General features: G+C 70.0%; 11 protein-coding genes, 1 tRNA gene and 1 pseudogene. 3 read left to right on the top strand and 10 right to left on the bottom strand.

Features of this window, described 5'->3' with window-relative positions:
* Window positions 1-93: 93 nt before the first annotated feature.
* The 4 genes from NBX02_RS03485 to NBX02_RS03470 all read right to left on the bottom strand — a co-directional run bounded on the left by NBX02_RS03485 (window position 94) and on the right by NBX02_RS03470 (window position 8,089).
* Entirely contained in the window at window positions 94-1,170 is a 1,077-nt protein-coding gene (locus tag NBX02_RS03485; protein WP_250286525.1) for a Gfo/Idh/MocA family protein, read from the bottom strand.
* Between the two features lie 217 nt (window positions 1,171-1,387).
* Window positions 1,388-6,103 carry a DUF4082 domain-containing protein gene (locus NBX02_RS03480; RefSeq protein WP_250289972.1) on the bottom strand — a complete coding sequence of 1,572 codons (4,716 nt, stop codon included), beginning with the start codon at window positions 6,101-6,103 and terminating at the stop codon, window positions 1,388-1,390.
* Window positions 6,104-6,734: 631 nt separating this feature from the next.
* Entirely contained in the window at window positions 6,735-7,328 is a 594-nt protein-coding gene (pth, locus tag NBX02_RS03475; RefSeq protein WP_250289974.1) for an aminoacyl-tRNA hydrolase, read from the bottom strand.
* 128 nt (window positions 7,329-7,456) lie between these two features.
* Window positions 7,457-8,089: a 50S ribosomal protein L25/general stress protein Ctc gene (locus tag NBX02_RS03470; protein ID WP_250289970.1), complete on the bottom strand. Its 633-nt coding sequence runs from the start codon at window positions 8,087-8,089 to the stop codon at window positions 7,457-7,459.
* A 240-nt stretch (window positions 8,090-8,329) separates the two neighbouring features.
* Between NBX02_RS03470 and NBX02_RS03465 the strand changes: the two genes are divergently transcribed.
* Complete coding sequence (locus NBX02_RS03465; RefSeq protein WP_250286018.1) at window positions 8,330-8,998, top strand: NeuD/PglB/VioB family sugar acetyltransferase; 669 nt, start codon at window positions 8,330-8,332, stop codon at window positions 8,996-8,998.
* Window positions 8,999-9,127: 129 nt separating this feature from the next.
* Window positions 9,128-10,720, top strand: a complete 1,593-nt coding sequence (locus NBX02_RS03460) for a Rieske 2Fe-2S domain-containing protein (RefSeq protein WP_250289969.1) — start codon at window positions 9,128-9,130, stop codon at window positions 10,718-10,720.
* 30 nt (window positions 10,721-10,750) lie between these two features.
* On the opposite strand, the gene NBX02_RS03455 is transcribed toward NBX02_RS03460, so the two are convergent.
* From NBX02_RS03455 to NBX02_RS03435, 5 genes are all read right to left on the bottom strand, one after another.
* Window positions 10,751-11,083: a YnfA family protein gene (locus tag NBX02_RS03455; protein ID WP_250286020.1), complete on the bottom strand. Its 333-nt coding sequence runs from the start codon at window positions 11,081-11,083 to the stop codon at window positions 10,751-10,753.
* Window positions 11,084-11,086: 3 nt separating this feature from the next.
* A complete protein-coding gene (locus NBX02_RS03450; RefSeq protein ID WP_250286021.1) occupies window positions 11,087-12,178 on the bottom strand; it encodes an alpha/beta hydrolase-fold protein in 1,092 nt (363 codons plus the stop codon).
* A gap of 285 nt (window positions 12,179-12,463) precedes the next feature.
* Window positions 12,464-13,438 carry a ribose-phosphate diphosphokinase gene (locus NBX02_RS03445; RefSeq protein WP_250286022.1) on the bottom strand — a complete coding sequence of 325 codons (975 nt, stop codon included), beginning with the start codon at window positions 13,436-13,438 and terminating at the stop codon, window positions 12,464-12,466.
* Window positions 13,439-13,498: 60 nt separating this feature from the next.
* On the bottom strand, window positions 13,499-15,046 hold the full coding sequence (gene glmU / locus NBX02_RS03440) for a bifunctional UDP-N-acetylglucosamine diphosphorylase/glucosamine-1-phosphate N-acetyltransferase GlmU (protein WP_445548239.1): 1,548 nt from the start codon (window positions 15,044-15,046) through the stop codon (window positions 13,499-13,501).
* A gap of 151 nt (window positions 15,047-15,197) precedes the next feature.
* Window positions 15,198-15,269: transfer RNA gene (locus tag NBX02_RS03435), tRNA-Gln, on the bottom strand.
* A 320-nt stretch (window positions 15,270-15,589) separates the two neighbouring features.
* Here NBX02_RS03435 and NBX02_RS03430 point away from each other — a divergent pair.
* Window positions 15,590-16,570, top strand: a complete 981-nt coding sequence (locus tag NBX02_RS03430; RefSeq protein WP_250286023.1) for an acyl-CoA desaturase — start codon at window positions 15,590-15,592, stop codon at window positions 16,568-16,570.
* A gap of 423 nt (window positions 16,571-16,993) precedes the next feature.
* Here NBX02_RS03430 and NBX02_RS03425 read toward each other — a convergent pair.
* Window positions 16,994-17,284: pseudogene (locus NBX02_RS03425) on the bottom strand (ABC transporter ATP-binding protein); the annotation flags it as partial.

Below are 17,284 nucleotides of genomic sequence, written 5' to 3'. Positions count from 1 at the left end.
CCGCCGTGGCCCGCGGCCACGGGCCGCCGCCGCGACGCGTCTGGGCTGCCGCCGCGACGCGGCCATGGTCGGGCTGGCGGCCCCGCGGCCGCGTCAGCGATCGACCCGTAGCGGGACGGTGGCACCGTGGTAGTCGAGGCTCCGGGACGCGGCTTCCAGGATGTCCAGTACGCGCAGCCCGGCCCGGCCGTCGGTGCGGGCCGGGCGGCCTTCGCTGATCGCGTCCGCCCATTCGGCCATCACCGAGGCCAGCGCCTCGCGTTCGACGAGGGCCGGGGCGACCATGTCACCGCTGCGGTAGGAGATCATCATCTCGCGCCGGGCCTGGTCGCCCAGGCCGTCGGCGGAGGTGAGGTCCACACCCCGGTCGTGGATGGCCAGCCGCTGGGTGGGGTTGAGATCATCCCATACCAGGGTCCGCCGGGAGCCCCCGACGATCGTTGTCCGGATCTTGGTCGGGGACAGCCAGTTGACGTGGACGTGGGCGATCGCGCCACCGGTGAGTGACAGCGTCAGGTAGGCGACGCAGGCCCGGCCCGCGCCGATCGGGTCGGCGCCCTGGGCCGACACCGCCTCCGGGACCACGCCCGGGGGCAGGATGAAGTCGAGGATCGACAGGTCGTGCGGGGCGAGGTCCCACAGCACGTCCACGTCGCGCTGGACAAGGCCCAGGTTGATGCGTACCGAGTCGACGTAGTGGATGTCGCCGAGCTCACCGGCGTGCGCCAGCTCGCGGATCTTCATCACGGCCGGCGTGTAACAGTAGGTGTGGTCACACATGAGGACCAGCCCGCGCTCCTGCGCGGCGTCCACCAGCTTGACCGCCTCCGCGGACGAGGAGGCCAGCGGTTTCTCCACCAGGACGTGCTTGCCGGCGTCGAGCGCCCGCATGGCGACGTCCGCGTGGGTCGCCGCCGGGGTCGCCACGGCCACCGCGACGACCTCGGGGTCTGCCAGCAGGTCGTCGAGCACGGTGGTGGTCCGCACGGTGCTGTACGGGCCGACGACCCGGCGGGCCCGCTCGATGTCGAGATCGCAGACCCACTTCAGCCGCAGCCGCGGCGAATTCTGAATATTACGGACAAGGTTCGGGCCCCAGTAGCCGGCCCCCACAACGGCGACGCCTGTCGCGTCAGGACTCGTTGTTTCCGGGCCCGTTGCTTCCGGCATGATTCGCTACCCCCCAGTATGCGACCACCATTCGCGATCATCAGTCGCGATGGATCGCGCCAATTATGCCAACAGGGTCCGACACGACGGACAGCCCCCGTGCCGGCCCGGCCCGGCGGCCCTGGACACGGGCATCACGCAGGTCGGCGCCGGAGCTTGAGCCCCGGCGCCGACCGATGGACGATCCCAGGTATTCAGTGACCCACAGTGTCGATCATCAGGTTGTCTGAACGACCACGTCCACCCAGTAGTTGGTGCTGTTGTAACTGTTCGTCGGGAATCCGCCCGCGCCGTACAGGTAGACACCGTTACCGCCGGCGAGGCCGGTCAGCGGAGCGGCCCGGTACTGGCTGCTGAAGAAACCGCCGTTGTTCGCGTACCCGCCGACGGTCGTGTGGTAGCTGGCCACGTACTCCGTCCCGGCGGTGATCGCCACCGGCGTGGCGAAGGCCAGTGTCTGCCAGCCGGTCGCGGTCTCGTTGGTGAAGGTGCCGGTCGCCAGCAGCTGCCCGGACGCCGACCACAACGACCCGGTGTGGGTGCCCGTGTTGGCCGCGCCCTTGTAGAACCGCACGCCGGTCACACTGCCGTTGACGTCCGAGGTGAAACGGGCCCCGAGCTCGATGGCGCCGGTGTCCGGGCTCGACGGGTTCGCGGGCACCTGGGTGCCGAACAGCGTGCACGGGCAGGTCGACACCGGCTCCTGGGTGACGATGACCGGGCTGACCCAGTAGTTGCTGTCGTTGTAGGTGGTCGTCGGGAAGCCCGCCGAGCCACCGCGGAAGACCCCGTTCGTCCCGCCCGCACCGGAGGCGGGGGCGTGCAACGGCGTCGCGTTCCAGTCATTTGCTGCGAAGTAGCCAGTAGCTGACGCATAGCCGCCGTTCGGGGCGTAGTAGCTCGCGACATATGTGGTGTTCGCGCTGATCTGTACCGGTGTGCCGAAGGTCAGCGTCTGCCAGCCGGTGGCGGTCTCGTTGGTGAAGGTGCCGTTCGTCAGCAGCTGCCCGGACGCCGACCACAACGACCCGGTATGGCTACCCGTGTTGTTCGTGCCTTTGTAGAAGGTGATTCCCGTGACCCAGGAGGTGACGTCGCTGCTGAACCTGACACCGAGTTCGTAGGGATTGGCGTCGCTGCTGGTCGGGTTCGCCGGCACGGTTGACGCGGGCCACAGCGTGCAGGGGCAGGTGGCCGGCGTCCCGGTCGTGAACGTCCACGTGTACGGCGACGCGAGTGCCACCCCGTTCACACCGCTTGCGTTCGCCGAAGCGGTGTAAGTGGTGCTGAACTGCAGCGGAGCGGACGGCGTGAAGGTGACCCGGCGCGTCGCGTCGTCGTACGCGGCCGAGCCGCTGACGTTCGTCGCGCCGGCCTTCAGCGTGAACGTGATGCTGGCCGGGTCGAGCGACCGGTCAAAGGTGATCACCGGTCGCACCCCGAGCGCGACACCCGTGCCGGCGTTGGCCGGGCTGACCGACACCACCCGAGGCGGTGTCGGTGCCGGCTGGGTGGTGGAGAACACCACGTCCACCCAGTAGTTGCTCGAGTTGTAGCTCTGCGCCGGGAACACCCCGCCGTTCCCCGGTGCGAACACGCCGTTCGGCCCGTCCACGCCGTTACCGAGCGCGGTCAGCGGCCCGTAGGACGTCCCGCCGGAGGCGAAGTAGCCGGATGTGGCCGAGTAGTAGCCGACCGACGTGTGGTAGCTGGCCACGTAGGTGGTGCCCGCGGTGGCCTGCACCGGCGGGTCGATCGTGACCTGCTGCCAGCCCGTCGTGCTCTCGTCGGCGAAGGTGGCCGTGGCCAGCTGGGTACCGGTGGCGGACCACAGCGTGCCGGTGTGGACGCCGGTGTTCTTCGGCCCCTTGAAGAAGCGGATCCCGGTGATCCAGCCGTTCTGGCTCGCCCGGACCTTCACCCCGAGCTCGAGCGCGGACGGGTCGTTCACGGTGACCGTGCCGGGCTGTTGCAGGTCGCTCCAGACGGTGCACGGGCAGGTGCCCGGTGGCGGCTGGGTGGCGCCGGTGGCGAACGTCCACGCGTACGCGGGGCTGATGGCGTGCCCCTGGTAGTCGGCGACGGTGATCGTCGCCGTGAACGCCGTACCGGCCGCCAGGGCCGCGTTCGGGGTGAACGTCGCGCTGAGCGCCGCCGAGTTCACCGACACCGTCCCCGCCACCGACGTACCGCCGCTCGTCTTGAGCGTGAAGGCCACCGACGACGGGTTGAACGGCTTGCCGAAGAGGACCTTCAGCGAGGTGTTCAGCGGGAGGGAGGAACTGCCCGCCAGCGGTGACACCGACACCACCTGGGGTGGCGCCGTGTCGGTGGCGGTGTCGCCGGCGAACACCACGTCCACCCAGTAGTTCGTGCCGTTGAACGTGTTCGTCGGGAAACCGGAGGAGCCGGCGCGGAAGACACCGTTGGCGCCGTCCATGCCGTCGGGCAGGGCGAGCAGCGGAGCGGTGTAGGCCGCCTTCCCGGTGAAGTACGTTCCGTCACCGGCGTAGTGGCCGCTGGGCGCGTAGTAGCTCGCCACATAGGTGGTGTTCGCCTGCACCGCCACCGGTTGGGCGAAGGTCAGCGTCTGCCACCCGGTCGCGGTCTCGTTGCTGAAGGTGCCGGTGGCCAGCGCCGTGCCGGTGTTCGACCACAGCGTGCCGGTGTGGGTGCCGGTGTTGCCCGCGCCCTTGTAGAACCGGACCCCGGTGATCGTCCCGTTGATCGTCGAACGGACCCGGACACCGACCTCGATCGCGCCGCCGTCCGGGTCTGCCGGGTTCGCCGGCACCGCGTTACCGAAGATCGTGCACGGGCAGGTGCGGGGGTCGACGATCAGCGAGGCCGTGACCGGACTGCTCAGCCGGGCGCTGTCGTCGCTGGCCCGGACCTTCAGCGAGAAGGTGCCCGGCGCGTTCGGTGTGTACGTGTACGACCAGTTCACGTTGGCCGCGGCCGCGGGGATCTGGGCGGGATGCCAGCTCGAGCCGCCGTCCGTCGACACCTCCACCCCGGCGACCACACCGCCGACGTCCGTCGCCGTGCCCGTCACCGCGTACGACTGCCCGACCACTCCGTGTGCTGTCGAGGTCACCGTGACGCTCGGCGGCAGGGCATCCAGGCTCGCCGCGGCCGAGACCAGGCCGCTGATCAGGCTCTTCGGCTGTGCGCCCATGTCCGCGAACAGGTTCACGGTGGCCTGCCGCATCGCCGGGCTCGCGGTGCTCGGCGGGCCGTCGTGCACCGCGTCCAGACCGTAGGCCCACTGGACGGTGCCGGCGCCGAAGACCAGCGCTCCGCTCGCCGCCCGGTAGAGGGTCATGTTGTGGGTGACCTGGCCCGGGCCGACCTGGCTGCCGTAGTCCAGCAGCTTGTGCTGGACGTTCTCGGTCTGCGCGGTCAGGTCGAACACCCCCGCCGGCCGGAAGCCGTTGTCCGGGTCGGTGTCGAACTCGTACCCGAGGGTGGCGTCCGCGAGCGTGACGGTCGTGCCGGGCGCCGCGCTGGCCACCGCGGTGTTCCGCCAGAAACGCAGTTTCGAGAACGCCGCCGGAATCTTCATCGCGAAGTCCGTCGGCGGGTCCACCATGTACAGCGTGCCCTGCAGCTCGTTCTCGGGGCGGCCGCCGTTGCTCGGCGGGCTGTAGCGCGGATCCCGCCAGGTGCCCGTCCACTGCGCCGGATACTGCGGATCCTGCGGGCTGGAGTTCTTCGTCTCCTTGTAGCAGACGATCGTCCGCCAGTTCGTCGACGAACCGTCGATGCTCGGCTCCCAGCGCGTCTTCCAGTAGATGCTGTTCGCGCTGAAGAACGCCAGATCGACCCCGGCGTCGCGGGCGGCCTGCACGTTGGCCCGCTGCTCACCCGACCAGTACTCGTCGTGCCCCGACGAGATGAACACCTTGTGGTTCTTGATCAGATCGCCGCGCCGGGCCGAGTCCACGTCCGTCGTGTACGTCAGGTCGTACCCGTTCGCCTCCAGGAAGCGGATCATCGGATACTCCGCGGCGAAGATCCAGTTGTGGCCGTCCACCTCGCTCACCCGCGACTGGTACGGCCGGTTGTAGCTGACCTTGTACGCGCGTCCCGCCGGGCTGCCCTTGTACAGGCTGTTCCCGCCGTAGGCGTTGTACGCCGTCCAGGTCGAGTCCGACGTCTGCAGCGTCAGGTCGGAGTGGCTGGAGTCGTCACGCACCACGAACGGTATGTGGCTGGCACCCTGGCCGTCGGTGCGGACCAGCTTCACGATGTACAGGCCGGACACCGCGCTCGAGGGCACCGCCCACGACGCCGACGCCGCCCAGTTCCCACAGTCGATCAGACCGGTGGCCACGTCGTTGAGGCAGGCCGGCTGGGCCTGCGGGTACGGCGCGGACGGGTTCACCGTCGCGACCTTCCGGGCGCCGTCACCGCCGTAGTAGCCGAGCCGGTAGATGTCGAGCCGGTACGCGGACGCGGTACTTTTGATCTTGAAGGAGACCGTCTGCCCGACGTTCACGCTGATGTCCGTCGCGAAGCCCTGCAGGCTCGGGTCGCCCGCGTCGGGACTGTCCAGGTCCCACTCCGACTGCGGGCTGCCCTGCTGCTGGTTCTCACAGACGATCTTGCCTACCAGCAGCGGGAGGCACGTCGAGAGCGACAGCGCCTGGGTCGACGAGGTCGACTGGTCGGTCGCGGTGGCGGCGGCCGGCCCGATGGTGTCGGTCACGGGGGCGGACGTCCCCGAGGAGGACGCTGCCAGGCTGTCTGCGTCCGTCGCCGTTCCCGTCCCCGCCGTGCTCGCGGCCGGGGCCACCGGCAGGGCGCCCGGCGCCAGCCGGGGCAGCCCCAGCACCGCCACAGCCACTGCCACACCGGTGAGCAGCGCGCAGATACGGGCGGCCCGAGGCCACGGACGGCGCTGACGCCGGCGGGCGCCGAGGCCTCTCACGCCGGCCTCCGTCCAGCGGAAACCACTATCCCGCCCACCGGAGAATCAACAGACAAACATTTTGACGTGTATCCACAAGCCTCGCTGGCATGTGGAAACCGCCGCCCACCGGTAACCCACCGGTACAGGTTCACAATCATCCCCCCACAAATCCGAACCGTCGTCCGGCCGACAACCGCAGGTGACGGGCCGACCGCGCCTTCTCCCAAAGGCGACGGAGTACGGAAATCAAACTCGGGGGACACGGCGACGCCCCCGCCTCCCGTGCCACCCGCGTGCCACATCCAGCCGTACCGATGGAGGTGGCGCCCAGTCAGATTAGACGACCGGATCAAACCCGGTGACAACCGGTTGCGGCAAACCGCGGAAAACTATTACGGCGAGTGGCACCCCACGCACAAAAGGCCACATCGAGGCCACTTCTCAAAGATTGACAGGGCGTCCGGTCATTGGCGGGGACGGCCGGCCATTGCGGGGGCCTCGTTCCGATGACTCCGAGTCCCGACGGCTCCGGCGGCTCCGACGGCGGCCTCCCGAACGGCGGCCTCCCGAACGGCGGCCTCCCGAACGGCGTCGCTACCGGCACCGGCGTCGCTACCGGCACCGGCGCGTCGCGGCGGGCAGGCACGGATCAGGAGTGCGGCTTGGCGGGCGAGGTGTGGAAGGCGTTCTGGGTGGCCTCCAGGCCACTGCCGAGCAGCGACTCCACGGCATCGGCCGCCCGGTCCACCAGAAACGGGAGCTCCTTGCGTTCCGGAGCCGAAAAGTCACGCAGGACGAAGTCGGCCGGATTCATCCGGCCGGGCGGGCGCCCGATCCCGACCCGGACCCGGAGATAGTCACGCGAACCCAGCGCGGCGGTGACCGAACGCAGACCGTTGTGCCCGTTGTCGCCGCCGCCGAGCTTGAGCCGGATCGTCTCGAACGGGATGTCCAACTCGTCGTGAACGACCACGACGTGCCCGATGTCGACTTTGAAGAAGGCGCGCAGGGCCGCTACGGGCGGGCCCGAGGTGTTCATGAAGGAGCGGGGCCTGGCGAGCAGCGTGCGGGCCCCGGCGAGGTGGGCCTCGGCGACGTCCGCGCCTCCCCGGTGCGCGCGGAAACGGTCCCCGACCCGCTCGGCCAGCAGGTCGAGAACCATGAATCCGATGTTGTGCCGGTTGCCGGCATACGTCGGGCCGGGATTGCCCAGCCCGACGACCAGCCACGGGCCGGCGGCCATGCTCCCGGCCTGGGCCTGGGCCTGGGCCTGCGTCCGGGGCCCGGTCGCTGACGGAGTCATCGCGGCGTCATCCGGGCGGCGGCGTCATCCAGACGGAAGAAGGTCATCCAGGCGGGAGAAAACGTCGGTCAGGCCGAAGCGCCGGCCTGCGCCTGCTCGCCCTCGGCCCCACCGGCCGCTTCGGCACCGGCGAGGTCGGCGTCCACCTGGGCGGCGGTCGGCTTCGCCAGCCCCTGGACCACCACCTGCCCGGCGTCGGTCTCCAGCACCGTGCCCGCCGGGATGACGAGCTGGCCGGCGCTGATGTTCGCACCCGGCTTGAGACCGGTGACGTCGAGCTCGATCGACCCGGGGATGTCGGTCGCGGCCGCCTGCAACGAGACGGCTGTCAGCTGCTGGTCGACGAGGGTGTCGCTCTCGGCGATCCCGACGAGGGTCACCGGCACCTCGACCGTGACCCGCTCACCCTGACGGATGATGACCAGGTCGACGTGCTCGAAACTGCCCTTGATCGGATGACGCTGGACGTCCTTGGGAAGGGCGAGCTGCGTCCCGTCAGAGAGCTCCAGCCGGAGCAGCACGTTCGTACCGGCATCGGTCTTGAACGCGTGCAGAAGATCGTGAGCGCGCAGCGAGATGTGGCGGGGCGGCTGGCCGTGGCCGTACAGGACGGCCGGGACCTTGCCGGCCTTGCGGGTACGACGAGCCCCGCCCTTGCCGAACTCGGTGCGGGGCTCCGCGGCGATGCGGACCTCGGACATGGCGGTACTCATCCTCCTATTACGGATCTTCAATGGACATCGGCGCCGCCTTAGCACAAGAAACCAGCAGCGCCGCGACGCGGTCTTTCAGAGTACCGGACGCATCATGAGCCGACGGATCCGCCCTGTCGCCGACGGAAGACCGCGTGGCGTGCCGGGTGGGACCGAGTGGAGGGCCTGATGGACGGCCCGATGGAGGGCTGTTGTCGCACAGTGCGCGCATGCGGCTATAACGGTCCGATGAGGGCTCAGACGCCGCAACCCCTGTTGCTGGTCGGTGCCGGCGGGTTCGCCCGCGAGACGGCCCAGGCCGTACTCGCCACCGAACGATACCAGCTGATCGGTTTCACGGACGACGATCCGGCCCGCCACGGCGGCACGGTGGACGGCCTGCCCGTCGTCGGCGGCACGGAGGTGGTCGCCGGCACGCCGGACGCGGCGGTGATCCTCTGCCCCGGCTCCGGCGCGGTCCGGGCCCGGCTCGCCGCCCGCCTGGCCGCTGACGGCGTCGGCCCGGAGCGCTTCGGCACGGTCGTCCACCCCAGCGTGCACCTGCCGCCCTCATGCACGCTCGGTCATGGCAGCGTGCTCCTCCAGGGGGCGGCCCTGACCACATCCGTCACCGTCGGTAATCATGTTTCGGTGATGCCGAACACGGTGCTCACCCACGACGACGTCGTCGCCGATTTCGCGACGATCTGCGGATCGGTCACGCTGGCCGGCGGGGTGCGGGTCGGGGCCGGCGCCTACCTCGGCCAGGGCGCGCTCGTCCGGGAGAACCTCACGATCGGCGCGTGGTCGACGCTCGGCATGGGCGCGGTCGTACTCACCGACGTCCCCGAGGCCGAGGTGTGGGTGGGCAGCCCGGCCCGCTTCCTGCGCCGGGCCGCACAGCCGCCCTCGCGGTAAGTCGCCCTCGCGGCAGGCCGGCCGGGCGGCGTGGCCGCCCTCGCTATAGTCGGCAGCGCACGAGTCGACGTCGCGCGTCGACCGAGGGGGTCTCGCGCCGGGCCGGCGCGTGCGGGGGACGGAAACGACATGCCATTGACTGCCGCACGGAAAAGTTCCATCGACTACATCGGCCACGCCGGTTTCGTCGTACGACACGATGAATTCCGGCTGCTCATCGACCCGTGGTTCCACCCGGCTTTTCTTGAGTCCTGGTTCCCGTTCCCGGACAACGGGCACCTGCTCGAGCGGGTCGCCGCCGGCTCCTATGACGCGTTGTACGTCTCGCACACCCACACCGACCACTTCGACCGGGCGCTGCTGCGCATGCTCCCCCGGTCGCTGCCGGTGCTCTGCGCGGCCTTCCGCTCCCGGGACCTGCTGCGGGAGATGCGCGGCCTCGGCTTCAGCGACATCACCGTGCTCGGCCACGGCGAGTCGGTACCGCTGCGCCCCGGCCTCCAGGCGACCATGCTGCTGGACACCAGCCACAAGGAGGACAGCGCGCTCCTGGTCGAGCTGGACGGTTTCCGCTTCCTCGACCTCAACGACTGCCACCCCAAGCTCACCGAGCTGCCACGCGACGTCGACCTGCTCGCCGCGCAGTTCTCCGGGGCCATGTGGTACCCGAACTGCTACTTCTATCCTTTGCCGGTGATGCGGGAGAAGGTCGCCCAGGTGCGTTCCGGCCTCCTCGACACCCTGATGCGGACGGTCGCCGCGACCGACGCCCGCGCCTACGTCCCCTGCGCGGGGCCGCCAGTCTTCCTCGACCCGGCTCTGCGCGTCCACAACGACCGCGAACAGACGATCTTTCCGCACTGGGCGGACGTCGCGCCCTCGTTCGTCGAGGCGGCCCCGCAGGTGAAGATCGTCGACGTCCAGCCTGGTGACCGGATCGACATCGTCGGCGGCAAACCGGTCACGGCCGCGGCACCGGCACCGGCACCCACCGACGTCGCCGGCTACGCTCGGCGCCGGCAGGCGCAGTGGGGCGCGCACGAACAACGCCCCGACACCCCGGTGAACACGGCCGAGCTGGACGCCTACTTCTCCCGGCTGATCCGGCGCAACCGCCCGTTGCTGGCGGACTACCAGCGCGATCTCACCATTCTTTCCGGTACGCGGCGGTGGACGGTGATGATCCGGCCGGTTCCCCCGCAACCGGCGGTCGTGGCGGCCTCGCCCCCGGCGCTCCCACCCGACGCTGTCCCACCCGGCGGCGCCACGGCCGGCGGCACCACAGCCAGCGACGGCACAGCCGGCGGCAGCGCGGTGGCCGCTGGCCCGCCGGGCAGTTACGAGCTGCATGTCCCGCCGCGCGTCCTGCGCGCGATCGTCGACGGGGAGGCCACCTGGGAGGAGGCGCTGCTGTCGATGCGGATAGGGCTCCGGCGCGATCCGGACCTGTTCGACGTCACCCTGATGGGCCTGCTGCGCTACGGCGACACCCCGGTGGTGACCTGGCAGCTGCGGCAGGACAGCTCCGTGTCGGACGAAACGATCACCCGTGACGGACTGCGGATTCAGCGTTACTGCCCACACGCCGGCGAGGATCTCACCGACGCCGACATCGTCGACGGCGTGCTGGAATGCCCGCGCCACCACTGGGCCTGGGACCTGACCACCGGACGCTGCGTACGAGGCGGCACCTGGCCGCTGTCGGTCTCCCCCACCGAGTAGAGCGCCATCCACCCGCCGGGAGGACCGGGATCACCGGTGGGGAGCGAACATGATGAGGCCGGCTCCGGTCAGGCAGACGAACGCGCCGGCGATGTCGTAACGGTCAGGCCGGTAACCGTCGGCGACAACGCCCCAGGCGAGGGAGCCGGCGACGAACACGCCGCCGTAGGCGGCCAGCAGCCGCCCGAAGGCCGCCTCCTCCTGAAGCGTGGCGACGAGCCCGTAGACGCACAGGGAGACCAGCCCGCCGCCGACGAACAGCACACCCCGGTGCTCACGGATCCCCTGCCACACCAGCCAGGCCCCGCCGATCTCGGCGAGCGCGGCCAGGACGAAAAGCACCGCCGTACGCGGGACGGACACGGCTTAGACGGTGGGCGCCGACGAGGTACCGCCGGCGAACCAGGCGAGCGCGTCCCGCAGCGCGGGACGCCATACCGTGAACGTGTGCACCCCCGGTCGCAGGTGTAGCTGCACCGGGTACCCGTCAGCGCTGAGAAGATCACGCATATGCCGGATGGGAGTGGTGACGGCGTGGTCACGGCGCCCCGCGTCGAGCCAGACCCGCGGCCGGGGGCCCGGTCCCAGCCCGTCGACATAGAGATCAGGGCTGTTCGCGGCCGCGGCGGCCTGGGCCGCCGGACCGGTACCGAACAGCGGGCGGAGCCCGTCCTCGTGGGTCGGACGGGTCAGCCCGGACATGTCTATGATCGTTCCGAACATGGATCTGTGCCGCAGGCCGAGGTTGAGCGCGCAGTAACCACCCGCCGACATCCCGGCGATCCCCCGGCCGGCCGGTCCGGACTCGGCCCGTAAGGCCGACTCGACCGTCGGTATGACGTCGCTGAACAGATGGGTCTCGACATGTTCGGTCACCCCGTCGACGCACTCCGGGTCGTCGAGCCAGCCACGGCTCATCCGCGGCATCACGATGATCACCGGATGGCCGGCGGCGGCGACCTGGGCACCGGCGTCGGCGGCCTGCCCGCCCCGCAGCCAGTCAGCGGGGATGCCAGGTGATCCGTGGATCAGGTAGAGCACCGGAAAGCGCCACCGCGGCTGGTCGAAGTACTGGGGCGGAAGGTAGACGAGCGCGGTCGTCCGCCCGAACCCGCTACCACGGTCCGGAACCGGCAGGGTCAGGACGGCTCCGTGGGGATGCGGACGCGGGGCGTCCGACGGCGTCGGGGAGCGCAGGTCCGCGACCTTCAGACGCGGATCGGAGCCGCCCGCGGTCGCCGCTCCCACCACGTCCCCGAGCCGGGGCAGGTAACTGAAGTAGGCGTTGACCACGTCGGCCACCGCCGCGACCGTCAGAAGTATCGCCACGGGGACGGCCAGTAACCTGGTCGGTTTCGGCCATCCGCGACGGATTCGGATCACCATGATCCATAAAACCGCCACCGCCGCGAACAGGCCACCGATGAATCCGCCCGACAGCACCGACAGTCCGCTCATCGCCGGACTGTTCGCCCCAGGATGTCCATACGGTCAACGATCGCACAGCCGTCGGGCGACACGGGCCCGGCCATGGGGAGGCGCCAGCGCACCCGGCCCGGGCGGCGCACCCGGGCCGGCGACAGCCGACACGGACTGACAGTTCAGCCGGTGCTTCTCAGCCGATGATCCCACTGGAGAGATCACCGGCTGGCCACACTATGGTTACCCGTCGTATACCTGAACGTACCGGACGCACCGGACGCACGACGGGACACGCGTCCAGCCGTGCGTCATGACCGGTGGTCACGCGTCGCCGCCGAAGAGCTCGGTCACCGAGCCGTCCTCGAAGACCGCCCTGATGGCGGCGGCCAGCAACGGCGCGATCGACAGTTCAGTGATCTTGTCGATGCGGGCCTCGCTGGGCAGCGGGAGGGTGTTGGTGAGCACGACCTCGCTGATCTCGGAGTTCTTCAGGCGGTCCACCGCCGGGCCGGAGAGCACACCGTGCGTCGCCGCGGCGATCACATCGGTCGCGCCGTGCTCGCGCAGCGACTCCGCCGCCTTGGTGATGGTGCCCGCGGTGTCGATCATGTCGTCGACGACGACGCAGGTACGGCCGGAGACCTCGCCCACCACGTCGAACATCTTCACCTGGTTCGGGACGTCCCGGTCGCGGCGCTTGTGGATGATCGCCAGCGGGCAGCCGAGCCGGTCGGTCCAGCGTTCGGCCACCCGGACCCGGCCGGCGTCCGGGGCCACCACCGTGACCGCGGACGTGTCGAGCTTGGCCTCGATGTAGTCGGCGAGCAGCGGCAGCGCGAACAGGTGGTCCACCGGGCCGTCGAAGAAGCCCTGGATCTGGGCGGTGTGCAGGTCCACCGACATCAGCCGGTGCGCGCCGGCGGTCTTGAACAGGTCGGCGATCAGCCGGGCCGAGATCGGCTCCCGGCCGCGGTGCTTCTTGTCCTGCCGGGCGTAGGGGTAGAAGGGCGCGACCACGGTGACCCGCTTCGCGTTGGCCCGCTTCAGCGCGTCGACCATGATGAGCTGCTCCATGAGCCAGGTGTTCACCGGCGAGGAGTGGCACTGCAGCACGAACGCGTCACATCCGCGTACGGATTTCTCGAACCGGACGAAGATCTCTCCGTTGGAGAATTCATACGCATTGGTGGGAACCGGTTCGACATCAAGTTCCCGGGCAACCTCGGCCACCAGGTCAGGGTGTGCACGGCCACCGAAAAGCATCAGGTTGCGCCGATTATCCGTCTGATAGGCCATCAAAGGTTCTCCACCTTCGTCCCGCTCCGTCATGGTCGGTCCTCATACCGTGGCGAGCCGCTACGCGCGGTGCCCGTTGTCGGAAATACCGGCAACCGTGACAGGGGCCGGCCCGGCGCGATCAGCCCCGGCGTGAGCCACCCCGTTCGGGCCACCGTCGTCACCTGCCTGTTCGGCATACCCGCGCGCGGCAGCGGCGGCTCGTGCCGCCGCGGTGCCCGGACGCCGTAGTTCGACCCATCCCTCGATCGTCCGCTGCCGGCCCTCCCTGACCGCGAGTGCGCCCGGCAGCACATCCTCGGTCACGACCGAACCGGCGCCGGTGTACGCACCGTCGCCAACATGCACGGGCGCCACCAGTACGGTGTCACTTCCGATCTTGACATCCGCGCCGATCACCGTACGGTGCTTGGCGACGCCGTCGTAGTTCGCCACGATCGTGCCACATCCGATGTTGCTACGCGCGCCGATCACCGCGTCCCCCACATAGGCCAGGTGCGGCACCTTCGCCCCGTCGGCGATCTCCGCGGCCTTCGTCTCCACGAACGCGCCGAGCTTGACCCCGCGGCCGACACGGGTGCCCTCGCGCAGATGCGTGTAGGGGCCGACGGCCGCGTCCGGGCCGATCACCGCTCGGGAGGCGGTCGTCCGGCTCACCGTGGCCGCGGCACCCACCAGCGTGTCGGTGAGCGTGCAGTCGGGGCCGATCACCGCGCCGGCCGCCACCCGGGTGCTGCCGTGCAGGAAGGTGTGCGGGAGCAGCGTCACGTCCGCCTCGAGGGCCACGTCGGCGTCGATCCAGGTGGTGGCGGGATCCAGCACGGTGACGCCGGCCCGCATGGCCGCGGTCACCAGCCTGTCCCGCATGGCCGCGGCGGCGGCGGCCAGCTGGACCCGGTCGTTGACCCCGGCGGCCTCCCCGGGGTCGTCCAGCGGATACGCCCGGACGGTCCGCCCGCCGTCGAAGAACGCGCCGACCACGTCGGTCAGGTACTCCTCGCCCTGGGCGTTGTCGGCCGTCAGGGAGGACAGCGCCGCCAGCAGCGGGCCGGCCGTGAACACGTACACGCCGGTGTTGATCTCCCGGACGGCGGCGGTGGCGGCGTCGGCGTCGGCCTGCTCGACGATCGCGCGGATCCGGCCGGACGGATCCCGCAGCACCCGCCCGTAGCCGAAGGGATCGGGCACCTCGGCGGTCAGCACCGTCGCCGCCGCCGGCTCGTGCGCGTGCGCCGCGACCAGCGCCGACATCGTCGCGCCGGTCAGCAGCGGGGTGTCCCCCGGGACGACGACCACGAGGTCGTCCGGGCGGATGTCACCCGCCGCGGGCAGCGCGGCCCGCACGGCGTGGCCGGTGCCGCCCTGGCGGGCCTGCACGACCGGGGTGACCTCGGGCACGCGACCGGCCAGCGCCGCGGCCACCTGCTCGCGCCCGTGCCCGACGACCACCAGCTGCCGCTCGGCCCCGAGCGGGGCGACCGCGGCGAGAACATGATCCACAAGGGTGCGCCCGGCGACACGGTGAAGCACCTTCGGGGTCGCGGAGCGCATCCGCCTGCCCTCACCCGCGGCGAGGACGACAACGGCCGCCAGACGTGGTTGGGTCACACGAGCTCCCCTGATCGTGGACATCAACTCGATGCGTGTCGAGCTTACCGGATTGCGACCGGCGGATATCCGCGGCCAGGGGATATCGTGGACAATTCCGGTGGACCAAATGATTTGTACGGACCGGCGCACCCGCCGATCCGGCCCGGGGCTCCGCCGCCACGACTCGAACGTGGACTAGAAGAACCAAAATCTCCTGTGCTGCCAATTACACCACGGCGGACCGAGAAAATCTTTCGTAGCATACCACTGCCAGCAGGCCAAAGAGGACATGGCCATGATTTTTTCGGGTCCGGGACACCCCCGGCCCGCCGCGTCGCCACCGCGCGCGACCGCCGCCAGCCGCCCCCACCAGCTCCTGGTGACAACCACCGTACCCTGGCCGCAACCGTCCAGGCCCGTGAAATTGTTTTTCCACGATGTTTCCCGCCCCGGACACCACGTGTTACCGCCGCAAGCTACGGTGTCACAAGCTACGGTGTCACAACGGAAACCATTGCGACGACGAAACCGGTGGACGGCACTGATGGACGGGGTTATGTCATGACCGCTACCGACACGGTGAACCCGGCGGGTGCCACGGCCCCCGCGGCCCAGGTGGGCGCGCCCACCCGGCACACCGTGGCGCCGAGGTCCGCGCTGAAGGCACGAGGGGAACAGATCACCCTCACCATGGTCATCATGATCCCGCTGGCGGCCCTCGCCGCCGCGGTACCGCTGCTGTGGGACCGGTGGATCAGCCCCCGCGACGTGATCATCGCCGTCGCCATGTACGCGATCACCGGCCACGGGGTGACGGTCGGTTTCCACCGCTACTTCACCCACCGCGGGTTCAGGACCTCCAGGCCGGTACGCGTCGCGCTCGCCATCGCCGGCAGCATGGCGATCGAGGGCCCGGTCATCCGCTGGGTGGCCGATCACCGGCGTCACCACGCCTTCAGCGACCGGGACGGCGACCCGCACTCGCCATGGCGCTACGGCCCCGGCTTCCGCGCCCTGACCAAGGGCCTGTGGCACGCCCACATCGGCTGGCTGTTCGACGTCGAACAGACCGACCAGCGCCGGTACGCCCCGGACCTGCTCGACGACGCCGACATCGTCCGCGTCAGCCGCCTGTTCGGGCTCTGGGCGACGCTCAGCCTCGCGGCCCCGGCACTGGTCGGTGGCCTGTGGGGCGGCTCGTTCGAGGCGGCGGTGCAGGCGTTCTTCTGGGCGAGCCTGGTCCGGGTGTGCGTCCTGCACCACGTCACCTGGTCGACGAACAGCATCTGCCACGTCGCCGGCAAGCACCCGTACAGGTCGCGGGACCGCTCCGGCAACGTCTGGCCGCTGGCCATCCTGTCGATGGGCGAGTCCTGGCACAACCTGCACCACGCCGAGCCCACGCTGGCCCGCCACGGCGTCAGGCCCTGGCAGGTGGACTCCAGCTTCTACCTGATCAAGGCGATGGAGACACTGCACCTCGTCCACGAGGTCCGCTGGCCCGACCCACAACGCCTCCAGGCAAAGGCTCTCCCCAAATAGTGCCTAAGGCACTATTTGGGGGCCCCGGCCTCTGTGGTGGGCGCCGCCCGTGGCTTGGCGATCACCTACCGGCGATCACCAAGGGAACGCACACCCAGGCAAAACCACCGCGGAGTGCTCCGGGGACCCCAGCATCCTGGTGGGTGCCGCCGCCCACATCGACCAACATCCATCAGACACGCCCCAGAGCGCTTCGCGTGGATCCTGCTTGATGCGGATGGGCTAGAACGCCGGTCAAGTAGCGCGGATCCCATCCACGACCACCCGCGCAGGCCATGATCCAGGAGAGTTTGTCGCTGTGTACGCTTTTTGGCCGCAAAAGCGTACACAACGACAAAATTACGCCGATCTTCTCTGGTGGCCGACGTCCATCGAAGCGTGCCATCGTTCAGGATGGATACGTATGGTTACCTGACTGACGCTCTAGGCGTCCTCGAGGCCGGAGGCGAGGGAGAGCCAGGCGTCCTCGGTGCGGGACTTCTCGGCGACGACCTCGCGCAGTTCGGCGTCGAGGGCGAGCAGGCGCTGATGGTCGGTGGCCGCCTCGGCGAGCGCGGTGTGCAGCGCGCTCTCGCGGCGGGCCAGCCGCTCCAGGGCCCGTTCCAGCCGGGTCAGCTCCTTGCGCGCGAGCCGCGCCTGCCCGGCCGACAGCGGACCGCCGGTGCTCCCGGCGGCGGTGCCCGAGTCCGCGCCGTCGGCGGCACCAGGTCCGGC

This window comes from Protofrankia sp. CiP1_Cm_nod1, from assembly GCF_920888515.1.
Classification (GTDB): Bacteria; Actinomycetota; Actinomycetes; order Frankiales; family Frankiaceae; genus Protofrankia.
This window is presented reverse-complemented; position numbering and strand designations above follow the sequence as displayed.

What these genes read in the sequence shown, in the direction of transcription:
- NBX02_RS03485 (WP_250286525.1), bottom strand. Translation starts at nt 1,170, where the DNA reads ATGCCGGAAGCAACGGGCCCGGAAACAACGAGTCCTGACGCGACAGGC.
- pth (WP_250289974.1), bottom strand. Translation starts at nt 7,328, where the DNA reads ATGGCCGCCGGCCCGTGGCTGGTCGTCGGGCTGGGCAATCCCGGCCCG.
- NBX02_RS03470 (WP_250289970.1), bottom strand. Translation starts at nt 8,089, where the DNA reads ATGTCCGAGGTCCGCATCGCCGCGGAGCCCCGCACCGAGTTCGGCAAG.
- NBX02_RS03465 (WP_250286018.1), top strand. Translation starts at nt 8,330, where the DNA reads ATGAGGGCTCAGACGCCGCAACCCCTGTTGCTGGTCGGTGCCGGCGGG.
- NBX02_RS03460 (WP_250289969.1), top strand. Translation starts at nt 9,128, where the DNA reads ATGCCATTGACTGCCGCACGGAAAAGTTCCATCGACTACATCGGCCAC.
- NBX02_RS03450 (WP_250286021.1), bottom strand. Translation starts at nt 12,178, where the DNA reads ATGAGCGGACTGTCGGTGCTGTCGGGCGGATTCATCGGTGGCCTGTTC.
- NBX02_RS03445 (WP_250286022.1), bottom strand. Translation starts at nt 13,438, where the DNA reads ATGGCCTATCAGACGGATAATCGGCGCAACCTGATGCTTTTCGGTGGC.
- NBX02_RS03430 (WP_250286023.1), top strand. Translation starts at nt 15,590, where the DNA reads ATGACCGCTACCGACACGGTGAACCCGGCGGGTGCCACGGCCCCCGCG.